Annotated in this window: 19 protein-coding genes; 12 read left to right on the top strand and 7 right to left on the bottom strand. The window is 60.0% G+C overall.

Annotated features, from left to right (window positions below):
• Positions 1–2: 2 nt before the first annotated feature.
• Both MRBLRC7O_RS15165 and MRBLRC7O_RS15160 read left to right on the top strand, forming a co-directional pair.
• Complete coding sequence (locus MRBLRC7O_RS15165; protein ID WP_003510396.1) at positions 3–833, top strand: carbohydrate ABC transporter permease; 831 nt, start codon at positions 3–5, stop codon at positions 831–833.
• A 4-nt stretch (positions 834–837) separates the two neighbouring features.
• Positions 838–1,914 (top strand): ABC transporter ATP-binding protein, encoded by a 1,077-nt coding sequence (locus MRBLRC7O_RS15160; protein ID WP_020813350.1) that lies wholly within the window; start codon positions 838–840, stop codon positions 1,912–1,914.
• A 10-nt stretch (positions 1,915–1,924) separates the two neighbouring features.
• Here the strand turns inward: MRBLRC7O_RS15160 and MRBLRC7O_RS15155 are convergent, their stop codons facing one another.
• From MRBLRC7O_RS15155 to MRBLRC7O_RS15135, 5 genes are all read right to left on the bottom strand, one after another.
• Entirely contained in the window at positions 1,925–2,923 is a 999-nt protein-coding gene (locus MRBLRC7O_RS15155) for an ABC transporter ATP-binding protein (protein WP_013761442.1), read from the bottom strand.
• Between the two features lie 12 nt (positions 2,924–2,935).
• On the bottom strand, positions 2,936–3,760 hold the full coding sequence (locus MRBLRC7O_RS15150) for a carbohydrate ABC transporter permease (RefSeq protein ID WP_003510506.1): 825 nt from the start codon (positions 3,758–3,760) through the stop codon (positions 2,936–2,938).
• A gap of 12 nt (positions 3,761–3,772) precedes the next feature.
• Entirely contained in the window at positions 3,773–4,645 is an 873-nt protein-coding gene (locus MRBLRC7O_RS15145; RefSeq protein ID WP_113138293.1) for a carbohydrate ABC transporter permease, read from the bottom strand.
• Between the two features lie 71 nt (positions 4,646–4,716).
• A complete protein-coding gene (locus MRBLRC7O_RS15140) occupies positions 4,717–5,994 on the bottom strand; it encodes a D-tagatose-bisphosphate aldolase, class II, non-catalytic subunit (protein ID WP_020812581.1) in 1,278 nt (425 codons plus the stop codon).
• A complete protein-coding gene (locus tag MRBLRC7O_RS15135) occupies positions 5,991–6,998 on the bottom strand; it encodes a tagatose kinase (RefSeq protein WP_020812580.1) in 1,008 nt (335 codons plus the stop codon). Before MRBLRC7O_RS15135 ends, MRBLRC7O_RS15140 begins: the two co-directional genes overlap by 4 nt.
• A gap of 311 nt (positions 6,999–7,309) precedes the next feature.
• Here MRBLRC7O_RS15135 and MRBLRC7O_RS15130 point away from each other — a divergent pair, with 311 nt between their 5' ends.
• From MRBLRC7O_RS15130 to MRBLRC7O_RS15115, 4 genes are all read left to right on the top strand, one after another.
• Positions 7,310–8,623, top strand: coding sequence for an ABC transporter substrate-binding protein (locus MRBLRC7O_RS15130; protein ID WP_020812579.1), 1,314 nt, complete (start codon positions 7,310–7,312; stop codon positions 8,621–8,623).
• Between the two features lie 260 nt (positions 8,624–8,883).
• A complete protein-coding gene (locus MRBLRC7O_RS15125; RefSeq protein ID WP_020812578.1) occupies positions 8,884–9,654 on the top strand; it encodes a galactitol 2-dehydrogenase in 771 nt (256 codons plus the stop codon).
• Positions 9,655–9,670: 16 nt separating this feature from the next.
• Positions 9,671–10,681 (top strand): D-altritol 5-dehydrogenase, encoded by a 1,011-nt coding sequence (locus MRBLRC7O_RS15120; protein WP_031234376.1) that lies wholly within the window; start codon positions 9,671–9,673, stop codon positions 10,679–10,681.
• A 116-nt stretch (positions 10,682–10,797) separates the two neighbouring features.
• Positions 10,798–11,811 (top strand): LacI family DNA-binding transcriptional regulator, encoded by a 1,014-nt coding sequence (locus MRBLRC7O_RS15115; RefSeq protein ID WP_031234375.1) that lies wholly within the window; start codon positions 10,798–10,800, stop codon positions 11,809–11,811.
• 100 nt (positions 11,812–11,911) lie between these two features.
• Here the strand turns inward: MRBLRC7O_RS15115 and MRBLRC7O_RS15110 are convergent, their stop codons facing one another.
• Positions 11,912–13,108, bottom strand: coding sequence for an MFS transporter (locus MRBLRC7O_RS15110; protein ID WP_020812575.1), 1,197 nt, complete (start codon positions 13,106–13,108; stop codon positions 11,912–11,914).
• Between the two features lie 124 nt (positions 13,109–13,232).
• Between MRBLRC7O_RS15110 and MRBLRC7O_RS15105 the strand changes: the two genes are divergently transcribed.
• Positions 13,233–14,087 carry an AraC family transcriptional regulator gene (locus MRBLRC7O_RS15105; RefSeq protein WP_003510382.1) on the top strand — a complete coding sequence of 285 codons (855 nt, stop codon included), beginning with the start codon at positions 13,233–13,235 and terminating at the stop codon, positions 14,085–14,087.
• A gap of 137 nt (positions 14,088–14,224) precedes the next feature.
• Here the strand turns inward: MRBLRC7O_RS15105 and MRBLRC7O_RS15100 are convergent, their stop codons facing one another.
• Complete coding sequence (locus tag MRBLRC7O_RS15100; protein ID WP_003510385.1) at positions 14,225–15,115, bottom strand: helix-turn-helix domain-containing protein; 891 nt, start codon at positions 15,113–15,115, stop codon at positions 14,225–14,227.
• A gap of 92 nt (positions 15,116–15,207) precedes the next feature.
• On the opposite strand from MRBLRC7O_RS15100, the gene MRBLRC7O_RS15095 reads away from it, so the two are divergent.
• The 5 genes from MRBLRC7O_RS15095 (at position 15,208) to MRBLRC7O_RS15075 (ending at position 21,570) form a co-directional block, all read left to right on the top strand.
• Positions 15,208–16,479, top strand: coding sequence for an ABC transporter substrate-binding protein (locus tag MRBLRC7O_RS15095; protein WP_020812574.1), 1,272 nt, complete (start codon positions 15,208–15,210; stop codon positions 16,477–16,479).
• A 260-nt stretch (positions 16,480–16,739) separates the two neighbouring features.
• Positions 16,740–17,600 carry a carbohydrate ABC transporter permease gene (locus tag MRBLRC7O_RS15090; protein WP_003523586.1) on the top strand — a complete coding sequence of 287 codons (861 nt, stop codon included), beginning with the start codon at positions 16,740–16,742 and terminating at the stop codon, positions 17,598–17,600.
• A complete protein-coding gene (locus MRBLRC7O_RS15085) occupies positions 17,597–18,433 on the top strand; it encodes a carbohydrate ABC transporter permease (protein WP_003510390.1) in 837 nt (278 codons plus the stop codon). The genes MRBLRC7O_RS15090 and MRBLRC7O_RS15085 overlap by 4 nt, the downstream gene beginning before the upstream one ends.
• 11 nt (positions 18,434–18,444) lie before the next feature.
• Entirely contained in the window at positions 18,445–19,530 is a 1,086-nt protein-coding gene (locus MRBLRC7O_RS15080; protein ID WP_020812572.1) for an ABC transporter ATP-binding protein, read from the top strand.
• 36 nt (positions 19,531–19,566) lie between these two features.
• Positions 19,567–21,570: an aldo/keto reductase gene (locus MRBLRC7O_RS15075; protein WP_020812571.1), complete on the top strand. Its 2,004-nt coding sequence runs from the start codon at positions 19,567–19,569 to the stop codon at positions 21,568–21,570.
• Positions 21,571–21,579: the final 9 nt, after the last annotated feature.

Here is a 21,579-nt window from a genome sequence, read left to right as displayed (position 1 = left end):
CGATGACATCAAGGATATTCCTCACCCTTGCCCATCGCCTGGCGATCCTCGCCTATATCGTCTTTGCGCTGTTTCCGCTGTTCTGGCTGCTCAAGGTCTCGGTCACGCCGAACGACCTGCTTTATAGCGAAGGTGTGCGGATGTGGCCGTCTCACGCGACGCTCGATCATTATCGATATGTCATAGAAAACAGTGCCTTCCCGACATTTTTTAAGAACAGCGTCATCGTTGCCGGCTCCACGGCACTTGCCGTTACGGTGCTCTCGTCACTGTCCGGTTATGCGCTGTCGCGGTTCCGCTTCAAGGGCAAATACTGGATCGTGGCGCTGATGCTGATTACCCAGATGTTTCCGCTGGTCATGCTGGTCGCGCCGATCTTCAAGATGCTGTCGCCGCTCGGCCTCACCAACAGCTTGACGGGTCTCGTCATCGTCTACACCGCCTTCAACGTGCCGTTTGCCACTTTCCTCATGCAGTCATTCTTCGACGGCATTCCGAAGGATCTGGAAGAGGCGGCGATGATCGACGGGGCAAGCCGCTTCACGGCATTCCGCCAGATTATCCTGCCGCTGACATTGCCGGGCATCGCTGCGACGCTGGGCTTCGTCTTCACCGCCGCCTGGAGCGAGCTTCTGTTTGCGCTGATGCTGATTTCCGGCAATCAGAGCGCCACTTTCCCGGTCGGGCTGTTGACCTTCGTATCGAAGTTTTCCGTCGATTTCGGGCAGATGATGGCGGCGGGCGTTCTGGCGCTCATTCCGGCCTGCCTCTTCTTCCTGCTCATTCAACGTTATCTCGTGCAGGGCCTGACGGCCGGCGCGGTGAAAGGATAATCCCATGGCTTCCATCGAGCTGAAGAATGTCGGCAAGACCTATGGCGACCTTGCGGTCCTGCACGGGGTCGATCTGAAGATCGAGGACGGCGAATTCATCGTCCTCGTCGGCCCATCCGGCTGCGGAAAATCGACACTGCTGCGAATGATCGCCGGTCTGGAGGAGATTTCAGCGGGTGAATTGACCATCGACGGTGAGCGCGTCAACGACCGCAAGCCGAAGGACCGGGATATCGCCATGGTGTTCCAGTCCTATGCGCTTTATCCGCATATGAGCGTCGCCGACAATATGAGCTACAGCCTGCGCCTGCGCCGCAGCCCCAAGGAAACAATCACGGCGGCCGTGGCTGGTGCTTCGGCGAAACTCGGTCTCGATCCCTATCTGGCACGCCGTCCGAAGGCGCTTTCCGGCGGCCAGCGCCAGCGCGTCGCCATGGGCCGGGCCATCGTGCGCCAGCCTAAGGCATTTCTGTTCGATGAGCCGCTCTCCAACCTTGATGCACGGCTTCGCGAGCAGATGCGGGCCGAAATCAAGCGCATGCATGCTGATCTCGGCGCTACCTCGGTTTATGTCACCCATGACCAGATCGAGGCGATGACGCTAGCATCCCGTATCGTCGCGATGAATGCCGGCCATGTGCAGCAGATCGGCGCACCGCTCGATCTTTACGATCGCCCAGCCAATCTGTTCGTCGCTGGATTTATCGGTTCGCCGGGCATGAATTTTCTGGAAGGACGGCTCGGGCGGGAGAATGACCGTAGTTTCGTCGTGCTCGGCGATGGCACACGCCTCGAACTCGGCCGCGACGTGAAGCTTGCCGATGGTGAGCCGGTCACACTCGGTATCCGGCCGGAACATGTCACCGTCTCGCCTGCGGATGGTGCTGTCGAGGCGACCGTCGATCTCGTCGAGCCGACGGGTCTCGGCATCATCCTGCACCTAACCGTGCATGGATTGCCCTTCAAGCTGTTTTCGTCTGATCGGGCGCTGTTGCAGCCGGGCAAGTCCATGCGGGTCGGTTTCCCGCAGGAACGGCTTCATGTTTTTGACCGAAACGGTGTCAGGATCGACGAGGCCTGAACTTAAGGCGTCATATCGCGATGCCCTTGTCATCGAACCTGTGGATTTTGGCATCATCTGGTGTGATGAAGACGGTATCGCCGTGTTTGCATTCGAATTCACCGTCGGTTCTGGCGGTGATGGGGCCGATGCCGGGGACGTCGAGGTGGAGGAAGGTGTCGGAGCCGAGATGTTCGGCAACCGTGACCTTGCCCTGCCACAGGCCGGTTTCTTTCGACAGCGTCAGGTGCTCGGGCCGCACGCCGGCGGTGGTCGCACCCTTTTGCCGGGCGTAATCGCCGGTCACCAGGTTCATGCGCGGCGAGCCGATGAAGCCGGCGACGAAGAGGTTGGCGGGCGAGCGGTAAAGCTCCATGGGCGAGCCGACCTGCTCGATATTGCCGCGGTTGAGGACAACGATCTTGTCGGCCATGGTCATGGCTTCCACCTGGTCGTGGGTGACGTAGATCATCGTCGTCTTCAACGTGTTGTGCAGCTCGGAGATTTCCAGCCGCATGGTGCCGCGCAGCGCCGCATCGAGGTTGGAGAGCGGTTCGTCGAACAGGAAGGCTTTCGGTTCGCGCACGATGGCGCGGCCGATGGCCACACGCTGGCGCTGACCGCCCGACAGCTGCGAGGGCCGGCGTTCGAGATAATCGGTGAGGTTAAGGATGCGGGCGGCATCGTCGACCTTCTTGTCGATGACGGCCTTGTCGAGCTTGGCCATCTTCAGCGGGAAGGCGATGTTGTTCCTGACGCTCATATGCGGATAAAGCGCATAGGACTGGAACACCATGGCAAGGCCGCGCTCGGCCGGGGCCTTTTCGGTGGCGTCGTTGCCGTCGATGACTATTCTGCCGCCGGAGACGTCTTCCAGCCCGGCAATCAGGCGCAGCAGCGTTGACTTGCCGCAGCCGGAGGGGCCGACGAAGACGACGAACTCGCCGTCATGGATATCGAGATCGATCGACGGGATGACTTTTGCCTCGCCGAAGAGCTTGGACACGTTCTGAAGGGAAATGCTGCCCATTATTGTCGTTCCTTATTTCACGGCGCCAAAGGTGAGGCCACGCACGAGTTGTTTCTGCGAGAACCAGCCGATGACGAGAATGGGGGCGATCGCCATCATCGAGGCGGCCGAGAGCTTGGCCCAGAACAGCCCCTGCGGTGAGGAGAAGGAGGCGATGAAGGCCGTCAGCGGTGCCGCATTGGTGGTCGTCAGCCGGATGGTCCAGAAGGATTCGTTCCAGGCAAGAATGACGTTCAGGAGCAGCGTCGAGGCAATGCCCGGAACCGCCATTGGTGTCAGTACATGCACGATCTCGTTCCAGAGCGAGGCACCATCCATGCGCGCTGCTTCAAGGATCTCGCCGGGGATTTCGCGGAAGTAGGTATAAAGCATCCACACCACGATCGGCAGGTTGATGAAGGTGAGCATGACGGTCAGCCCAATGCGGGTATCGAGCAGGCCGGCATTGCGGAAGATCAGGTAGATCGGCACCAGCACCGCCACCCCCGGCATCATCTTGGTGGAGAGCATCCACATCAAAATGTCCTTGGTGCGTTTGGTCGGCGAGAATGCCATGGCCCAGGCGGCGGGAATGGCGATCATGAGCGCGATGATCGTCGAGCCGAGCGACAGCACGACCGAGTTCATGAACGGCTTGAAGTAATCGCGCTGGGTCTGCACGGTGATGTAGTTTTCGAGCGTGCCCGAGGGAATGAGGCTGAAGCCTGCAATCGCCTCCGGCTCGGTCTTGATCGAGGTGAGGAAGGCGTAAAGGATCGGGAAGAACAGCAAAAGCGCCACGGCCCATGCCGCGATGGTGAAGCCGATCTTTGCGCGTGTCGTTGTCTTGCGGGCCATGATCGCTTCTCCTTAACGGTCGAGGTTCTTGCCGACGGCGCGCATCAGGAAGATGGCGACGATATTGGCGAGCACGACGGCGATGATGCCACCGGCCGATGCGCCGCCGACGTCGTAGCCCAGAAGCGCCGTGCGATAGATGAGGAAGGCAAGGTTGGTCGAGGCATAACCCGGGCCGCCATTGGTGGTGACGAGGATTTCCGCGTAAACGCCGAGCAGGAAGATCGTCTGGATGAGGATGACGACGGTGATGGCGCGGGCAAGATGCGGCAGCGTCAGGTAGATGAAGCGGTTGATGAAGTTGGCGCCATCCATCTCGGCCGCTTCCTTCTGCTCGCCATCGAGCGACTGGAGGGCGGTGAGCAGGATCAGCGTGGCAAAGGGCAGCCATTGCCAGGCGACGATGATGATGATGGAGAGCAGCGGAAACTGCGCGAACCAGTCGACCGGCTGCAGGCCGAAGAAGCGCGACAGATCGGCAAGCACGCCGTAACCGGGATGCATGATCATGTTCTTCCACACCAGCGCCGCGACAGGCGGCATGACGAAGAAGGGCGAGATGATCATGATGCGCACGATGCCCTGACCGAAGATGTCCTGGTCAAGCAGAAGCGCAATGGCGATGCCGCCGATGACGGTGATCGCAAGGACGCCGCCGACGATCAGCAGCGTATTCCAGATCGACTGGAAGAAGGCCGGATCGGTATAGAAATACTGGTAATTGAACAGGCCCGCAAAGCTGACATTGGCAGGGTTGAGCAGATTGTAGTTCTGGAACGAAAACCACAGCGTCATCGCCAGGGGCACGATCATCCACACCAGCAAAAGCAGCACCGAAGGCGCCAGCATAACCCGCGCCAGACCGCTCGTGTTTCGTGTTGCCATTGGTAGTCCCCTCCATGACCGATACCCGCAACGTCTCCGCCGGGGCATCCGAATTTAACTTGACGATTGTCTTAGCAGCGACCTTCGCCCGTCGCCGCATGGTAGGTTGCTAGCACCTGATCCACCGCGGCGATCAGAACCTCCTCCATATCCTTGCCTGCAACCGTTGCGAGCGGCAGCTCGCCGAGGTATTGGCGCAGCAGGGTTTCGGGAATTGTCTTCCCGTCAAGCGCCTCATGCAAGGCGGAAACGGCTGCGAGCGCCTCGGGCCTTGTCCAGTAATAGCGAATGCGGTCGCTGTAGCTGTAGTGACGCTGCAATCTGAGCGTGATGTCATCACCATGGTAATGACCCTGCCAGTCGCCGGGCGCGCCGAGCATCAGCTGTTCCATGGTCCGCGCCAGCGGCCGGTCGCCATAGTCGCCGACCATCTCGGATGCGATCATATCGAGAGCGTAGAGTGCTTCGCGGTAAGCGAAGGTCAGCCCCGGACCGACTTTCAGGATCGGATATCCATCGCGCACTAGGGCGCCAAGCGCTGCTCTCGTTTGATAATCCGTCGAGTGTGCCTCAAAGACCAGTTGCGGTTCGCCGTCCAGTACGGCGCTGAGCGCCGTGGCCGCATCCGGATTGTAAGCGACGACATTGTCGCTGCCGAATTCCACGCCGGGCTGCACGACAAAGGCGATGACCCGTTCGAACGCATCGGAAAGACCGTGCTGCGCGAATATCTCACGGTGCAGGTCAATGGTCGTGCGCGCCGCCTGCGGCTCGGTGGGCGCCACCGTGTCGAGCACGTGATCGGCGCCGCCCGGCACCGGCACTTCGGTGCCGAGAATGTAAAGCGGTTTTGGCAGGCGCGCCTCGGCGGCTGCCTTTTCGGCGACAGCCGCGAGTTTTGCCGCGCGATTGGCAACGGTCACGTCATCCAGTGCGGCCGGCTCACCGGCGCAGCCCATCGACGCATCCAGATGAATCTTGCGAAAACCGGCTGTGACATAGGCTTCGACCATGGTGGCTGCTTTTGTCAGCGCGTCTTCGGCTTTCTCCTTGCGCCAGGGATTGGGACCGAGATGATCGCCGCCGAAAATCAGGAGCTCGCCGGGCAGTCCTTCTTCCTGCGCAATGCTGTTGACGAAGGTAACGAAGTCGCGCGGCGTCATGCCGGTATAACCGCCGAGATGATTGACCTGGTTGCAGGTGGCCTCGATCAGCACGGCTGTTTGACCGGCAGCGGCGCGGCGGATTGCGGCGCGCAGGACAACGGGGTGGGCAGAGCAGACCGAAGTGATACCTGCCGGCTTGCCGGCACGGCGCGCGGCGGCGAGATTTTCCAGAATGGCGGTCATAGGACTTCCTCCGACAATAGCGCGGTCATGAAGGCGTCAAGTTCGGCAAGGCTGGCAGCGCCTTCCATGGGGCCGCGCTTTATGACGTTGTGCGCGCCTGATGCATTGGCATAGGTGAGCGCTCTTTCGGGATGCATGCCGAGGCGGCGGCAGGTGAGGTAAGTTGCGCCGAAACAGTCGCCGGCGCCGGTCGGATCGATTTCGGAGACCGTCAGTCCGGGGGCGTCGATGCGGCCATAGGCGCGGCTGAAGTGGCTGGCGCCTTGCGCGCCGCGCTTCAGCACGATCTCGCCGATACCGGAGGCGAGGAGCTTTTCTATCGCTGCGTCCTCGTTATCCAGACCGGAGGCAGCTTGAAGTTCTTCGCCGGAAGGCAGCAGAAGGTCGGTGACATCAAGGAGATCGTCGATCAGCTTGCGGCCCTCGTTACCCTGCACCAGTTCCTTGCGGATGTTCGGATCGAAAGACACCGAGCCGCCGCGCGCCTTGACGCTTTTGATCGCCTCCAGAATGATCTCGCCGATACCGGCAATCGCAAACGCCGATCCCATGACGTGCACATGGCCCGCCTGTTCGATGAGAGCCTGCGCCTTATCAGTCATGTGCGTTTCGCGCGCTGCCGAATGGGCGATGTTGAAAACGAAATCCCGTGCGCCGTTTTCCCTGTAGCGGACAAAAGCGCTGCCGGTCGGCCGGTCCGCAATGGTGGCGATGGCCGATATGTCCACGCCGTCACGGCGCAGCCGCTCGATGTTGAGGCGGCCGAAATCGTCATCGCCAACCGCCGCGATAATGCCGGCGCTGCCGCCGCAACGCGCGACCTGATCGATGAAAATGGCGGGCGCGCCGCTTGGAAAGGGGCCGATCAGCGTTTGCGGCTCGAGAAAGCCGTCGCCCACTGTCGTCGCCATGATTTCCACGAGGATTTCACCCGCCGTAATGGTCGGGCCTTTCGCGTGCGGCGCCAGTGCGGATACCTGCCTCATCGTCTCCTCCATATGCATTCGGCTCCCACCTTTCCGGTGGGTGCAAACCCCCGACGTCCCGGCTCTGCTATTTTCCGGATATCAGTTAAAATTTACGCGCGTCAAGATATTTTTTGATGATATTTTTGTTGCGATGCAGCAAGTAAAGCGGATCATGAAATTATTTTTGATGACATTATCGACTTTAAAACAGCAAGTTATAGCAGTATATCCAAGAGTGCTCACGTCACAGTCTATTTTTGGATGTTGACAAATGACGAGATTTTGCGAGATAAAAATTTACGCATGTATTGTTATGCGTGGACATCCGTAAAGGAGGAGCGGGTCTCATGAGCAAATTCATTGGAATTCTGTCGTCGTCTGTGGTTGGAGCGGGCCTTTTGGCCGGACTTGCGCAGGCGGAAGAAATCAACATCGCCACCGTCAACAATGGCGACATGATCATCATGCAGAAGCTTTCCAGCGCCTGGGAGAAGGAAACAGGAAACAAGATCAACTGGATCGTGCTGGAAGAGAATGTTCTGCGCGAACGCGTCACCACCGATATCGCCACCAATGGCGGCCAGTTCGACATCATGACCATCGGCGGTTACGAAGCGCCGATCTGGGGCAAGCAGGGCTGGCTGGCTCCGGTCGATGATCTCGGCGACGATTACGATTACGCCGATCTGCTCGATCCGATCAAGAAAGGCCTGACGGTGGACGGCAAGCTTTACGCGGTGCCGTTCTACACCGAAAGCTCGTTTACGCTTTACCGCAAGGACCTGTTCGACGCCGCCGGCCTGAAGATGCCTGACAATCCGACCTACGACCAGATCAAGGATTTTGCCGCCAAGCTGACCGACAAGTCGAAGCAGCAATATGGCATCTGCCTGCGCGGCAAGCCGGGCTGGGGCGAGAACATGGCTTTCCTCGGGACCATGATCAACACCTATGGCGGACGCTGGTTCGATATGGACTGGAAGCCGCAGCTGACGAGCGAGCCGTGGAAAAAGGCGATCTCGGATTACGTCGCGCTGATGACCTCTTACGGCCCGCCCGGTGCGGCAGCCAACGGCTTCAACGAGAACCAGACGCTGTTCGCATCCGGCCACTGCGCCATGTGGATCGACGCCACCTCGGCGGCAGGCCGGGTCTATGATCCCAAACAGAGCCAGGTCGCCGACAAGACCGCTTTCACGCGGGCTCCGGTGGAGGCGACGCCGAACGGGTCGAGCTGGTCCTGGTCGTGGAACCTTGCAATTCCGAACAGCACGAAGAAGCTCGAAACCGCCAAGTCCTTCGTCAAATGGGCGACCTCGAAGTCCTATGTGAAGACGGTCGGTGAAAGCGAAGGCTGGGTGGCCGTGCCGCCAGGCACGCGCAAATCCACCTATGAGCTGCCGGAATACAAGAAGGCGGCGCCCTTTGCGGATACGGTGCTGAAGGCCATCATGTCGGCCGATCCGTCGAAACCGACCAAGGATCCGGTTCCCTATACCGGCGTGCAGTTCGTCGCCATACCGGAATTCCAGTCCATCGGCACGGTTGTCGGCCAGCAGATCGCGGCAGCCCTTTCCGGCCAGCAGACCGTCGATGCGGCGCTTGAGGGCGCACAGAAACAGGTCGAGCGTGACATGACCCGCGCGGGCTACATCAAGTAGCCGCGTCCTCCCGGCGTGCCGCCCGTTCGTCACTTTGGCGGCGGGCGGCATGGGTGGCCCCACACCCGCCGCCCTCATTCCTGTGCTTGTCACAGGAAACCAGCCAGCCCGAGTCCTTGGGCTGAAAGAACTCTCTCAGCCGCGTGAAAGCCACGTCGACTGGATTCCTGTGACAAGCACAGGAATGAGGGGTTGAGAAAATTGCATCTAACAACAAGCGAGCATGGCCGAGTTGTCCGCCATGCATCACGGAGATCGACATGAGATTGAACAACAAGGTCGCGCTGATTACAGGCGCCGCCCGCGGTATCGGCCTTGGTTTTGCGCAGGCTTTTGCAGATGAGGGTGCAAAGGTCATCATCGCTGACATCGATATCGCCCGTGCGACGGCGTCTGCCGCCGCCATCGGCCCTTCTGCCAAGGCCGTAAAGCTGGATGTGACTGACCTTAGTCAGATCGATGCGGTGGTGAAGGCGGTGGATGAGGAATTCGGCGGCATCGATATCCTTGTCAACAATGCCGCTATCTTCGATATGGCGCCGATCAACGGTATTACCGAAGAGAGCTATGAGCGGGTTTTCGACATCAATCTCAAGGGACCGCTTTTCATGATGAAGGCCGTCTCCAATGTCATGATTGCCCGCGCACGCGGTGGCAAGATCATCAATATGGCGAGCCAGGCCGGCCGTCGCGGTGAGGCGCTCGTCACGCTTTATTGCGCTTCCAAGGCCGCGATCATTTCCGCCACGCAGTCGGCGGCGCTGGCGCTCGTCAAGCACGGCATCAATGTCAACGCCATCGCGCCCGGTGTCGTGGATGGTGAGCACTGGGAAGTGGTCGATGCACATTTTGCCAAATGGGAAGGCCTGAAGCCGGGGGAGAAGAAGGCGGCGGTGGCGAAATCCGTGCCGATCGGCCGTTTTGCCACGCCCGATGACATCAAGGGGCTGGCGGTCTTCCTCGCCTCTTCCGACAGCGATTATATTCTCGCCCAGACATACAATGTCGATGGCGGCAACTGGATGAGCTGAAAAGCCGGAGATGACCATGCATGCCATTCAATTCGTCGAGAAGGGACGCGCCGTGCTGGCGGAGGTTCCGGTCGCGGATCTACCGCCGGGCCACGCCCTCGTGCGGGTCAAGGCTTCGGGGCTTTGCCACACCGACATCGATGTACTCCATGCACGTTATGGCGACGGTGCCTTTCCCGTCATCCCGGGCCATGAATATGCCGGTGAAGTCGCGGCCGTGGCCGCTGATGTGACTGGCATCAAGGTTGGCGAACGGGTGGCGGTCGATCCCAATCTGCCCTGTGGCGTCTGCGCGAGTTGCAGGAAGGGGCTTACCAACCTCTGCAGCACACTGAAGGCCTATGGCGTCTCCCATAATGGCGGCTTTGCGGAATTCAGCGTGGTGCATGCCGATCACCTGCACCGCATCGGTTCCATGCCCTATCATGTCGCGGCATTGGCAGAACCGCTCGCCTGCGTCGTCAATGGCATGCAGAGCGCGGGCATCGGCGAGAGTGGTATCGTACCGGAAAACGCGCTGGTTTTTGGTGCCGGCCCCATCGGCCTGCTGCTGGCATTGTCACTGAAATCGCGCGGCATCAGGACGGTGACGATTGCCGACATCAATGAAAGCAGGCTGGCCTTCGCCGAGGATCTCGGGCTTGAGGTGGCGGTTTCCGGCTCGGAAGCGCTCCTGCGGCAACAGAAATCGTTCGATTTCGTGGCCGATGCGACCGGCATCGCCGCTGTTGCGGAAGCGATGATCCCGCTGGTTGCCGATGGCGGTACGGCGCTGTTCTTCGGCGTCTGCGCGCCGGATGCCCGCATTGCTGTCTCGCCCTTCGAAATCTTCAGGCGTCAGTTGAAGCTTGTCGGTTCACATTCGCTGAACCGTAACATTCCGCAGGCGTTAGCTATTCTGGAGACGGATGGTGATGTCATGGCGCGGCTGGTGTCGCACCGACTGCCGCTTTCGGAGATGCTGCCGTTCTTTACGAAAAAGCCGTCCGATCCGGCTACAATGAAAGTGCAATTTGCGGCCGAATGATCTTTTGGCCGTTGATAACCACATTCGACCGGCTTTTCGTGCGAAGGCCGGTCGATATAGAATACCACATGTAATATTTCATGGGGGCAAGCACTTTGGCCAAATCTATCAGGACGATGGAAGAGTTTTCGGAATTCGTCGGCCTTTCCCGCCCGACCGTTTCGAAATACTTCAATGATCCGGCCTCGGTCCGCAAGAAGACCCGGGATGCCATCGAGGACGCGCTGAAGAAATCGGGCTTCAGGCCCAATATCTTTGCCGTGAACCTCAACCGCCGCCGTTCCAATATCATCGGCATCATCATCCCGAACTCGACGGACCCGTTCTATATGGCGCTGACGAGCCGTATCGAACTCATCGCCAATGAGGCGGGATTCCTTGCCTTCGTGCTGTCATCAGACGGCAAGGCGGAGATTGAAGACCGCGCCATCCGCACCTTCAAGTCGATGAATGTCGCGGGCGCCATCATCGCCCCGCTCGGTGTCAAATCCCACCGCGCCACGCTGGAGCAGCTCGCGGCCAGTATTCCAATCGTTTATGTGGATTCGCCCCTCGACGAGACCTCGGCCTTTGTCGGCACCGACAACCGCCAGAGTGTCGGGCTGATGGTGGATTATCTCTGCCGTTCGGGCGAGCCGCCCTGTTTCTTCGACATGCCGCAGGTCAACACCAACGCCGCGACGCGTCGCACGGCTTACGTGGAGGCCATGCAGCGTCTCGGTTTCGAGCCGCATGTGATCGATGTTCCTGATATCGTCACCTGGGATTTTGAACGTTTCGCCTTTGATGAAGCGTCCCGGCTGCTTGATGGGGCAGGGCATTTGCCATCGCGCACCATTCTGTGCGCCAACGACCGTATCGCCTTCGGCGTCATCGCCGCCGCCTTCCAGAAAGGAATCAAGGTTGGTCACGGTGCGGATTACGATCTCCGGGTCGCCGGCCATGATGATCATCCGCTGTCGCGTTACGCCTGCCCGCCGATTACCACGGTGGCGCAGAACTATAACGAGATCGGCAGGCTCTCGATCGAGCTTCTGTTGCAGAAGCTGGATGAAGAGGCGGATGACGCAACCCGGATGCGCGAGCGCATTCTCCTCAGCGCCGATCTGATGTTGCGTAAATCGGCCTGACGGTTTTTGGCGCAGAGTGGGGTCTTCGCTTAACGGATCACGGCGTTCACCTGAGTATCGCAGGTGATCGCCGTGATGAAAAGCGTTGAACGCAAGGCTTTTAGCGGTGGCTTGGCAGCTTCGGCAGGAACACTGTCAAAAGGCCGAGCAGCGGCATGTAGGAGCAGATGCGATAGACGAATTCAATGCCTTCCTTGTCCGCATAGACGCCCAGAACCGCCGCCCCGATACCGCCGAAACCGAAGGCGAAACCGAAGAACATGCCGGCGATGAGGCCGACACGGCCCGGCACCAGTTCCTGTGCGAACACCACGATGGCCGAGAAGGCCGACGAGAAGACGAAGCCGATCACGACGACCAGAACCGCCGTCCAGAGCAGGTTGGCATAGGGCAGCATCAGCGCGAAGGGAATGACGCCGAGGATCGAGAACCAGATGACCACGCGGGAGCCGAAACGGTCACCGATCGGGCCGCCGAAGAACACGCCGAGCGCCGAAGCCCCGAGGAAGAGGAACAGCAGAACCTGCGCGTCCTGCACGCCAAGACCGAACCGGTCGATCGTGTAGAAGGTGAAGTAGCTGGACAGGCTGGCGAGATAGGCGTTCTTGGTTGCGGTCAGGACCACCAGAACGAGAAGCGTCATCATAACCGTACCGCCTGCCAGCGGCAGGGCGCGGCTGACAGGGGCCTTGCCGACGGTGGCGCGGCGATGGCGGGTATACCAGACGCCGACCCAGGAAAGCACGCCAAAACCGACGAGCGCAATCAGCGAGAACCAGCTGAGGCTCGACTGGCCGAGCGGTATGACGATGAAAGCGGCGAGCAGCGGGCCGATGGCCGTTCCGGTATTGCCGCCGACCTGGAAGAAGGACTGTGCAAGGCCGTGACGGCCGCCGGATGCCAGGCGCGCAACACGCGAGGCTTCCGGATGGAAGATCGCCGAACCGATGCCGATGAGGCAGGCACCGATCACCAGAACCTCGAAACTGTGGGCGAAGGCGAGCGTGATGAGGCCGGCGCAGGTGGACAGCATGGCGACGGGCAGGGAGAAGGGCATGGGCCAGCGATCGGTCACCATGCCGACGACCGGCTGCAACAGCGATGCGGTGACCTGAAAGGCGAAGGTCAGCAGCCCGATCTGCATGAAGTCGAGCGCGTAATTGGCCTTCAGCAGCGGGTAAAGCGACGTCAGCAGCGATTGCATGATGTCGTTGAGCATATGGCAGAAGCTCGCGGCAGCGATGATTGAAAACGCCGTGCGTTGCGGGTTGAACCCGGCGCTGGTGACGGTGGCCATGATGTATCCTCTCCAGATTCCCGATGGAAGGGCGGGAAACGTGTCTTTATTTCTTCCCGCTTTTATTCATATTGTTTCTGGCCTGCATTTGTGTTCTGGACGAGTTTCTTTGTGAGTGGGCCAAATGGCAAAAATCAAATCGCGGCCGCCTGCAGGGCTGACGCAGGACGAGCATGAACGCAGTCTGAAATTGATCGACGGCACCAATGAACCGGTGCTGGCGCTTTGCCGCGTCTATCCCACGGGGCACCGAACCCCGCCCCACAGCCACAGCCGGGTACAGATCTGGTGTGCACGTCAGGGTGTGGTGCTGGTCAGCACCGCCGATGGGCGCTGGATGATACCGCCCGGTCACGGGCTCCTCATTCCTGCCGGGCTGCAGCACGAGGCCGAGACCATTTCCACGGTGGAGATGCACTCGATCTACGTTCATCCCGATCTCTTCCATGCCGGCGCGCCGCGGGTGGTGGAAATAACCGATCTCGCCTCCAGCCTGATTTCGGAACTGCTGGCTGAGGAACACCAGCCGTCGGCATTTCATCGGCAGGGCCTCGTGCGCGCGCTTTTGCTGGACGAGGTCAACCGCCTGCCGGAAAGGCCGCTCGGATTGCCTTTTCCCGATAATCAGCGTCTGGCTGCGCTCTGCCGCGATTTCCTCAAGAAGCCCGTAGCACGGGTGGAGATCGACGACTGGGCGGCAGCCATGGGAATCAGCCGCCGCTCTTTCACGCGCCTGTTCCGCCGGGAACTCGGGGTGAGTTTCGTCACCTGGCGCCAGCAGGCCTGCATTTTCGCTTCACTGCCGAGGCTGGCGGCCGGCGAGGCGGTGACCAATGTGGCGTTGGATGCCGGTTATGAAAACATTCCCGCCTTCACCACCATGTTCCGGCGGATGCTCGGCAGTTCGCCCCGGGCTTATCGGCAGGCGGCGCGGCAGCGCGGCGGAGCTTTTCCGAAACCGGAAGAAATTGGGGACTAGGCTTCACGCTCCTCCTCGTCCCTATGCTTGTCACAGGGATCCAGCCCGCCAAAGTCTTGAGCTGAAAAGAGTCCTCTCGCCGCGTAGACGCGCGTCGACTGGATTCCGGTGACAAGCACAGGAATGAGGGAGGTGCCCTAAGCCGCCGTCGCCCGCATGTCGCGGCGGAAATCGGAAGGTGACATGCCGGCGATCTGGCGAAACGCCTTGTTGAAGGCGCTGACGGAGCCGAAGCCGCTTTCCATGGCGATCTGCAGAATATTGTCCTTGCCGGTCATCAGCATTGCCTGTGCACGCGAAAGGCGTAGCAGGGTCAGATATTTGATCAGCGTCATGCCTGTGGACTTGCGGAACAGGTTCATCGCATATTTCGGATGCAATGATGCGGCGCGGGCAATATCGGTCGCGTCGATATCGTCGAGGAAATTGGCGGCGATGAAATCGCACATGCGCACTACGCCGATGGATGGCGCCATGCCTTCCTCATCCTCTCTGTGTTTTGCATCGGCGGCGGACGATACGACGGAATAGGGTTCGAGAAACATCCGTTCCACCCGCAGCAGCAGTTCCTCCACCGCATGCTGCGCTCTGGCCGGATCGCCTGAGGCGACATAGCGGAACCAGCGGCCGAAATTCTCCTTATCCGCCAGGTCAGTTTCGGCGCTGACCATTGTGGCGCCACCCATCAACTGGCTGGAGACGGCGGCAGGCAGGCGCATTCGGAAGAAATGCACGAGCGGCAGATGCGCGCCCGCATAAAAGGAATCGTCGGAGGAGCGGTCCATCTGGTGCGGCTGGCCACCCCAGAAAATGCACATCTGGCCGGCCTCGAGCGAGAGTTCATGATCGCCCATGCGGTAATGCACCGATCCCGACATCACATAATTCACCTCCACCTGCGCGTGCCAGTGGGGGCGGAGCATGATGGGCGGGTGATTATGAAAGAGCTGAAGCGTTGTCGGCATGCCTTCGATGCTGCTCGCACCCGGTTGGTAGAAGGCTCTTTCGGCAATCTTACTTTCCGCCAAATCGGTGTTCCCTTTTTACGAGACAGATTTCCTGCCGCCGCTAATGTGCCCATGTTCGCTTAAGAACGGCAATTGAAAAAGGGAGGTTTTCAATGTGCTTGAAATTTCTAGGCGCGTCTACCGCTATGCTGCTTCTTGCAGCCCCGGCTTTCGCGCAAACCGAGACCGTCACCATCTGGAGCTGGAATGTCGCGGCTTCCGCGCTGAAATCCACGGTGGAAGGTTTCAATAAACAGAATCCGGATATCAAGATCGTCGTTGAAGACCTTGGAAACAATCAGGTTTTTGACAAGACGCTTGCCGCCTGCGCAGCCGGTGGTGATGGTCTTCCGGACATTGTCACCATAGAGAATTTCGAGGCGGAGCTGTTCTGGAGCCGCTTCCCCGATTGTTTCGCCAATCTGACCGAGCTTGGCTACACGCCTGAGAAACAGGCGCTTTTCCCTGATTTCAAGCGCACGGAACTAGAGGTTGACGGCGTCGCCTATGCGGTTCCGTGGGACTCGGGTCCGGTGGCGGTGTTCTATCGCCGCGACTTCTATGAAAAGGCGGGTGTAGATCCCGCCACCATAAAAAGCTGGGATGATTTCATCGCTGCGGGCAAAAAGGTCATGGCTGCCAATCCCGGCACCGTCATGGCGCAAGCCGATTTCAACGGCGACAGCGAATGGTTCCGCATGATCGCCAATGAACAGGGATGCGGTTACTTTTCGACCGATGGCCAGAGCATCACCATCAACAAGCCCGCCTGTGTCGCGACCCTTGAAAAGGTCAAGGAGATGAAAGACGCTGGCATCATCACGGCCGCGATCTGGGATGAAAAGATCCAGGCCAATACGGCAGGAAAGGCCGCAAGCCAGATGTATGGCGCCTGGTATGAAGGCACGGTGCGTTCCGGCTCTCCTGATCTTTCCGGTAAATGGGGCGTCTATCTGATGCCGAGCCTGACGCCGGATGGCCCGCATGCGGCCAATCTCGGCGGTTCGTCACTCGCAATCAGCTCGACATCCCAGCACAAGGAAGCCGCTTGGAAATATATCGATTACGCGCTGACCACCAATGAAGGGCAGGTGACGATGTTGAAATCCTTCGGTCTTGTTCCCTCGCTGCTGTCCGCCATTGACGATCCTTTCGTAAAGGAAAAGCAGCCCTATTGGGGCGGGCAGGCTGTGTGGACCGATATTCTCGCCACCCTGCCGAAGATCGTGCCGAGCCGCGGCACGGCGTTCCAGTCGGATGCGGATGCGATCTACAAGGCGACGCAGACGAAGTATTTCGCTGGCGGATATCCGGATGCGAAGGCCGCGCTGGATGATGCGGCCAAGCAGATCGAAACGGCAACAGGTTTGCCGGCCGCGGAGTAATCCTTCGGTAGTTGATGGACCGAGCGGGTGCCGCGCGTTTCTTCTCCCCGAGGGGGAGAAGTCCGCGGCAGCGGGATGAGGGGCGAGGCCAGCGATAGACCGCGAGCTAGCCCCCTCATCCGGCCCTTCGGGCCACCTTCTCCCCCACGGGGAGAAGAAACGCGCGGTACCGCCTTGCCATGGCCTCGCCCTCAAACGGGGGCAGCCTCTCCCAAGCTTTTCCATTTATCCGGCCAAACCGCCGGCATCTGGAGGTCGTCATGCCGTCAAGGAACAGGATCGCTTATGCGTTCCTTGCGCCCTATCTCCTGATTTTCGCCACCTTCTGGGTTTGGCCGATCATCAGCTCGTTCATGCTGTCGTTCCAGAACACACGCATCAATCCGTGGCGCTTCGCGCCCTCCATGAACTGGGGGCGGCTCGTCTCCGACCCGGCTTTTTATAACGCGCTCTACAATACGCTGATCATTCTGGTCATTCAGGTGCCCGTCATGATCGCGCTTGCCACCGTCATGGCGGTGCTCTTGAATTCGCCGCTCTTAAAGGCGCGGCCACTCTACCGTTTTGCCTTTTTCGCGCCTGTTGTTGTCGGCGAGGTTGCCTATGCAGCTGTTTTCCGGCTGATGTTCAGCGCCGATTTCGGCATCATCAACAAGCTCATCACCTCCGTCGGCCTTTCGCCCATTTCGTGGTTCGACAATGCCAATGCCGCCATGGCGCTCGTCATCATCGCGGTTACTTGGCGCTGGGCGGGGTATAACGCCATCATCATTCTGGCCGGGCTGCAATCCATCCCGGGTGATGTCTATGAGGCGGCGACGCTGGACAAGGTGAGCAAACGGCAGCAGTTCTTCTACATAACCCTGCCGCTCCTCAAGCCCATCATCCTCTTCTGCGTCGTCCTGTCGGTCATCGGCACCATGCAGCTTTTCGCCGAACCCTTCCTCATCACCAACAGGGGTGGGCCGGGCGGCGGCACGGAGACGCTGGGGCTGTTCCTTTACCGGCAGGGCTTCACCTCGCTCAATTTCGGTTATGCCTCGGCCATTGCCTACACCATGGCGGCGCTCGCCATCGCCATTTCGCTGCTCAATCTATGGGTCGGGAGGGAGCCGAAATGAGATCGAAATCGAGATCGCTTTTCTGGCAGAAGATCGCGCTGCATGCGGCGCTGACGCCGCTCGCCATCATCTGGCTGTTTCCGCTGTGGATGATGTTCGTGTTCTCGACGATGCCGGATTACGGCATTTTCAGCCCGGACATTGTGCTGGTGCCGTCCACCAACTTCATCGATAATTTCGAGAACCTTCAGGCGGATACGAATTTCCTCCGGGCCATGTTCATCTCGATCACCGTCGCTGTCATCTACACTGTCCTTTCGGTGTTCCTGACCTCGATGGCGGGCTGGGCGCTGGCGCGGTACCGCTTTGCGGGACGCGGGGTGGTGATCGCCATCATTCTCGGCACCATCACCCTGCCTTTTGCGGTCGTCGTCATTCCGCAGTTCATCATGGTGGCGCGCGAATTCAAGCTCGCCAATACCTGGGTGGCGCTGATCGTGCCGCCGCTGTTCAATTCGCTCGGCGTGCTGTTCATGCGGCAATCCTTCTCGATGATGCCGACGGAACTCTTCGATGCGGCACGGGTGGAGGGCGTCAAGGAGTGGCAGATATTTCTGCGCATCGCCCTGCCGCTGGCGCGTCCCACCATGGCGGCGCTGTCGATCATCCTCTTCCTGGCCTCGTGGAACAACTACCTCTGGCCGCTTCTCATCAATTCCCGCCCAGGAATGATGACCGCACCCGTGGCGCTTGGCACCCTCATCGGGCTCACCAAAGTGTCATGGGGCGGCATCATGGCCGGCGCGGTGCTGCTCACCGCACCCATCCTCGTGGTTTTCGTGGCCTTGCAGCGTCACTTCATCGCCGGCATTTCCGCCGGGGCAGTCAAGTAAGGGGAGGCCGCATGGCGGAACTTTCGCTCAAGAACGTGGTCAAGCGTTACGGCGCGCTCGAAGTCATCCACGGTGCCGATCTGGATATTGCCGACGGCGAATTCGTCGTCTTCGTTGGCCCCTCCGGATGCGGCAAATCCACGCTGCTGCGCATGATTGCCGGGCTGGAAGACATATCGGATGGTGATGTCAGCATCGGCGGCAGGACGGTCAATGATGCCGATCCGGCGGATCGCGGCATCGCCATGGTGTTCCAGTCCTATGCGCTTTATCCGCATATGACGGTTGCCGAAAACCTGTCTTTCGGCCTTCGAATGAATGGCAATCCCAAGGCCGATACGCAAAAGCGGGTCAACCGCGCCGCCGAAATCCTGCAGATCAACGAGTTGATGGAGCGCCGGCCGAAGCAACTTTCCGGCGGCCAGAGGCAGCGTGTCGCCATCGGCCGCGCCATCGTGCGTGAACCGCAGGTTTTCCTGTTCGACGAGCCGCTCTCCAACCTCGATGCGGAGCTGCGGGTGCAGATGCGCGTCGAGATATCGCGGCTGCACAAGCAGCTGGGGACAACGATGATCTATGTGACCCATGACCAGACCGAGGCGATGACGCTGGCCGACAAGATCGTCGTGCTGCGCGCGGGCAATATCGAACAGGTCGGCGCGCCGCTCGATCTTTACGATGATCCCGCCAACCGCTTCGTTGCCGGTTTCGTCGGTTCGCCGAAGATGAATTTCCTCGACGCCACCATCATCGGCAGCGGCGCTGATAGCGTGACGCTCTCGCTGGACAGCGATCCTGCGGTGCGGCTGACCCTGCCGACAAAGGCCCGCTTGAACGACGGAGCCCGTGTTTCGCTCGGCATCCGGCCCGAACATTTTTCCGATGCGGGGCAGGGCGATGCCGATCTCACCGTGCATGTCGATGTCGCCGAACATCTCGGCAATACCAGCTACGTTTATGCGCGTACCGAAGGCGGCGAGCAGCTCATCATCGAGAGGCCGGAATCGCGCGACGTCGGCAATCGCGACCGGCTGACGGTCGGTCTTTCCGCCCGTCGGGCCTTCCTTTTCGACAGCAAGGGCGAACGCCTGCGCTGAACCTTTTCCCAAGCACCTACACAAGACGAGGATTTCATGACGACCGAACAACCGATCCGCTGGGGCATCATCGGCCCGGGTACTATCGCGAAAACATTCGCTGACGGCATCGCCCATTCCCGTACCGGCAGGTTAGAGGCCATCGCCACCCGCAATCCGGACAAGCCCGGCCTGGCCGAGGCCTTCGCCGGTGCGCGCATCATCCATGGGTACGATGCGCTGCTTTCTGATCCCGATATCGATGCCGTCTATATCGCCACACCCCATACCGGCCATGCCGAATGGGCGATCAAGGCAATCCGCGCCGGCAAGAATGTATTGGTGGAGAAACCGATTGCGCTTTCCGCCTACGATGCCGACGCCATTTTCCACGAGGCGAGAAAGGCAGGCGTCTTTGCCGGCGAGGCTTATATGTATCGCCTGCACCCGCAGACGGCGAAATTGCTCGAACTGGTCAAGAGCCGCGCGGTTGGCGATATCCGCATCATCCGTTCCAGCTTCGGTTTCAACATGGGTTCGTTCCGGGCCGATCACCGGCTCTTCGCCAATGAGATGGCGGGCGGCGGCATTCTCGATGTCGGCGGCTATCCGGTCTCGATGGTGCGGCTGATTGCCGGCGCGGTGGATGGCAAACCCTTTGCCGAGCCGGAAAAGGTGGCGGGCGCTGCCCATCTCGGCCAGTCGGGTGTCGACGAATGGGCCTCGGCCGTGCTGAAATTTTCCAATGGCATCGTCGCCGAAGTGTCCTGCTCGATCATGGCGGGGCAGGACAATGTGCTGCGCATCATCGGTTCGGAAGGCCGGATCGAGGTCAAGGATTTCTGGTACGCTTCCGGCCATAAGGGCGGCACCGGCCGGATTGATATCTTCAGGGGCGACAAGGTGGAAACCATCGAGCTGCCGGAGGATCGTTGGCTTTATTCCTTTGAGGTCGATGCAGCGGGTGAGGCGATCCGTGAGGGCAAAAAGGAATTCGATGCACCGGGCATGGGCTGGGCCGACAGCCTCGGCAATCTGCGTGTCATGGATCAATGGCGCGCCTCGGTCGGCCTTGAATACAGCGTCGAAAAGGCAACCTCGCGCGTTGCCAACATTACCGGCGGCAAGGTCGTGGCTGGAAACGCGGTTCCGAAGCGGCAGGTGCCGGGCCTTGCCAAGCCCGCTTCCGTGGTCGCGCTCGGTTTCGAATTTTTCCCCAATTTTGCTTCTGCATCGCTGACGCTCGATGCTTTTTACGAGGCGGGCGGCAATCTGTTCGATACGGCCTATGTCTATGGCGCCGGCAGGACCGAGGCGATTTTCGGTGACTGGCACACCAGCCGCAATGTGCCGCGCGAGGAGATCGTGCTGATCGGCAAGGGTGCGCATTCGCCGCTCTGCTACCCTGATATGATCGCCAAGCAACTCGACCAGTCGCTGGAACGTCTGAAGACGGATTATGTCGATGCCTATTTCATGCATCGCGATAATCTGGATATTCCGGTCGGCGAGTTCGTCGATGCCATGGATGCCGAGGTTCGGCGCGGCCGCATTCGCGGCATTTTCGGTGGTTCGAACTGGACGCGCGAGCGCATGGACGAGGCGGCCGCCTATGCTCAGAAGAACGGCAAACAGGCCCCGGGCGCGCTTTCAAACAATTTCTCGCTCGCCGAAATGCTCGATCCGATCTGGGCGGGATGCGTGGCGGCATCGGATGACGAGTGGAAGGAATGGCTGAAATCCCGCCAGATCCCCAATTTTGCCTGGTCCAGCCAGGGGCGCGGTTTCTTCACCGACCGGGCAGGGCGCGACAAGCAGGATGATGAGGAAATCGTCCGCGTCTGGTATTCCGACCGCAATTTCGTCCGCCGCGACAGGGCGATCGAACTTGCGCAGAAACTTGGGCGGCACCCGATCCATATCGCGCTCGCTTATGTCATCGCCCAGCCTTTCCCGGTCATCCCGCTGATCGGACCGCGCACCATCGCTGAACTGGAGGACAGTCTTTCGGCGCTGGATATCAAGCTGACGGCCGAGCAGGTGAAGTGGCTGGAGGCGTGAAAGACAATG

Origin of the sequence: Agrobacterium radiobacter (assembly GCF_040801995.1) — a bacterium.
In the GTDB taxonomy this organism is placed as follows: Bacteria; Pseudomonadota; Alphaproteobacteria; order Rhizobiales; family Rhizobiaceae; genus Agrobacterium; species Agrobacterium radiobacter.
This window is presented reverse-complemented; position numbering and strand designations above follow the sequence as displayed.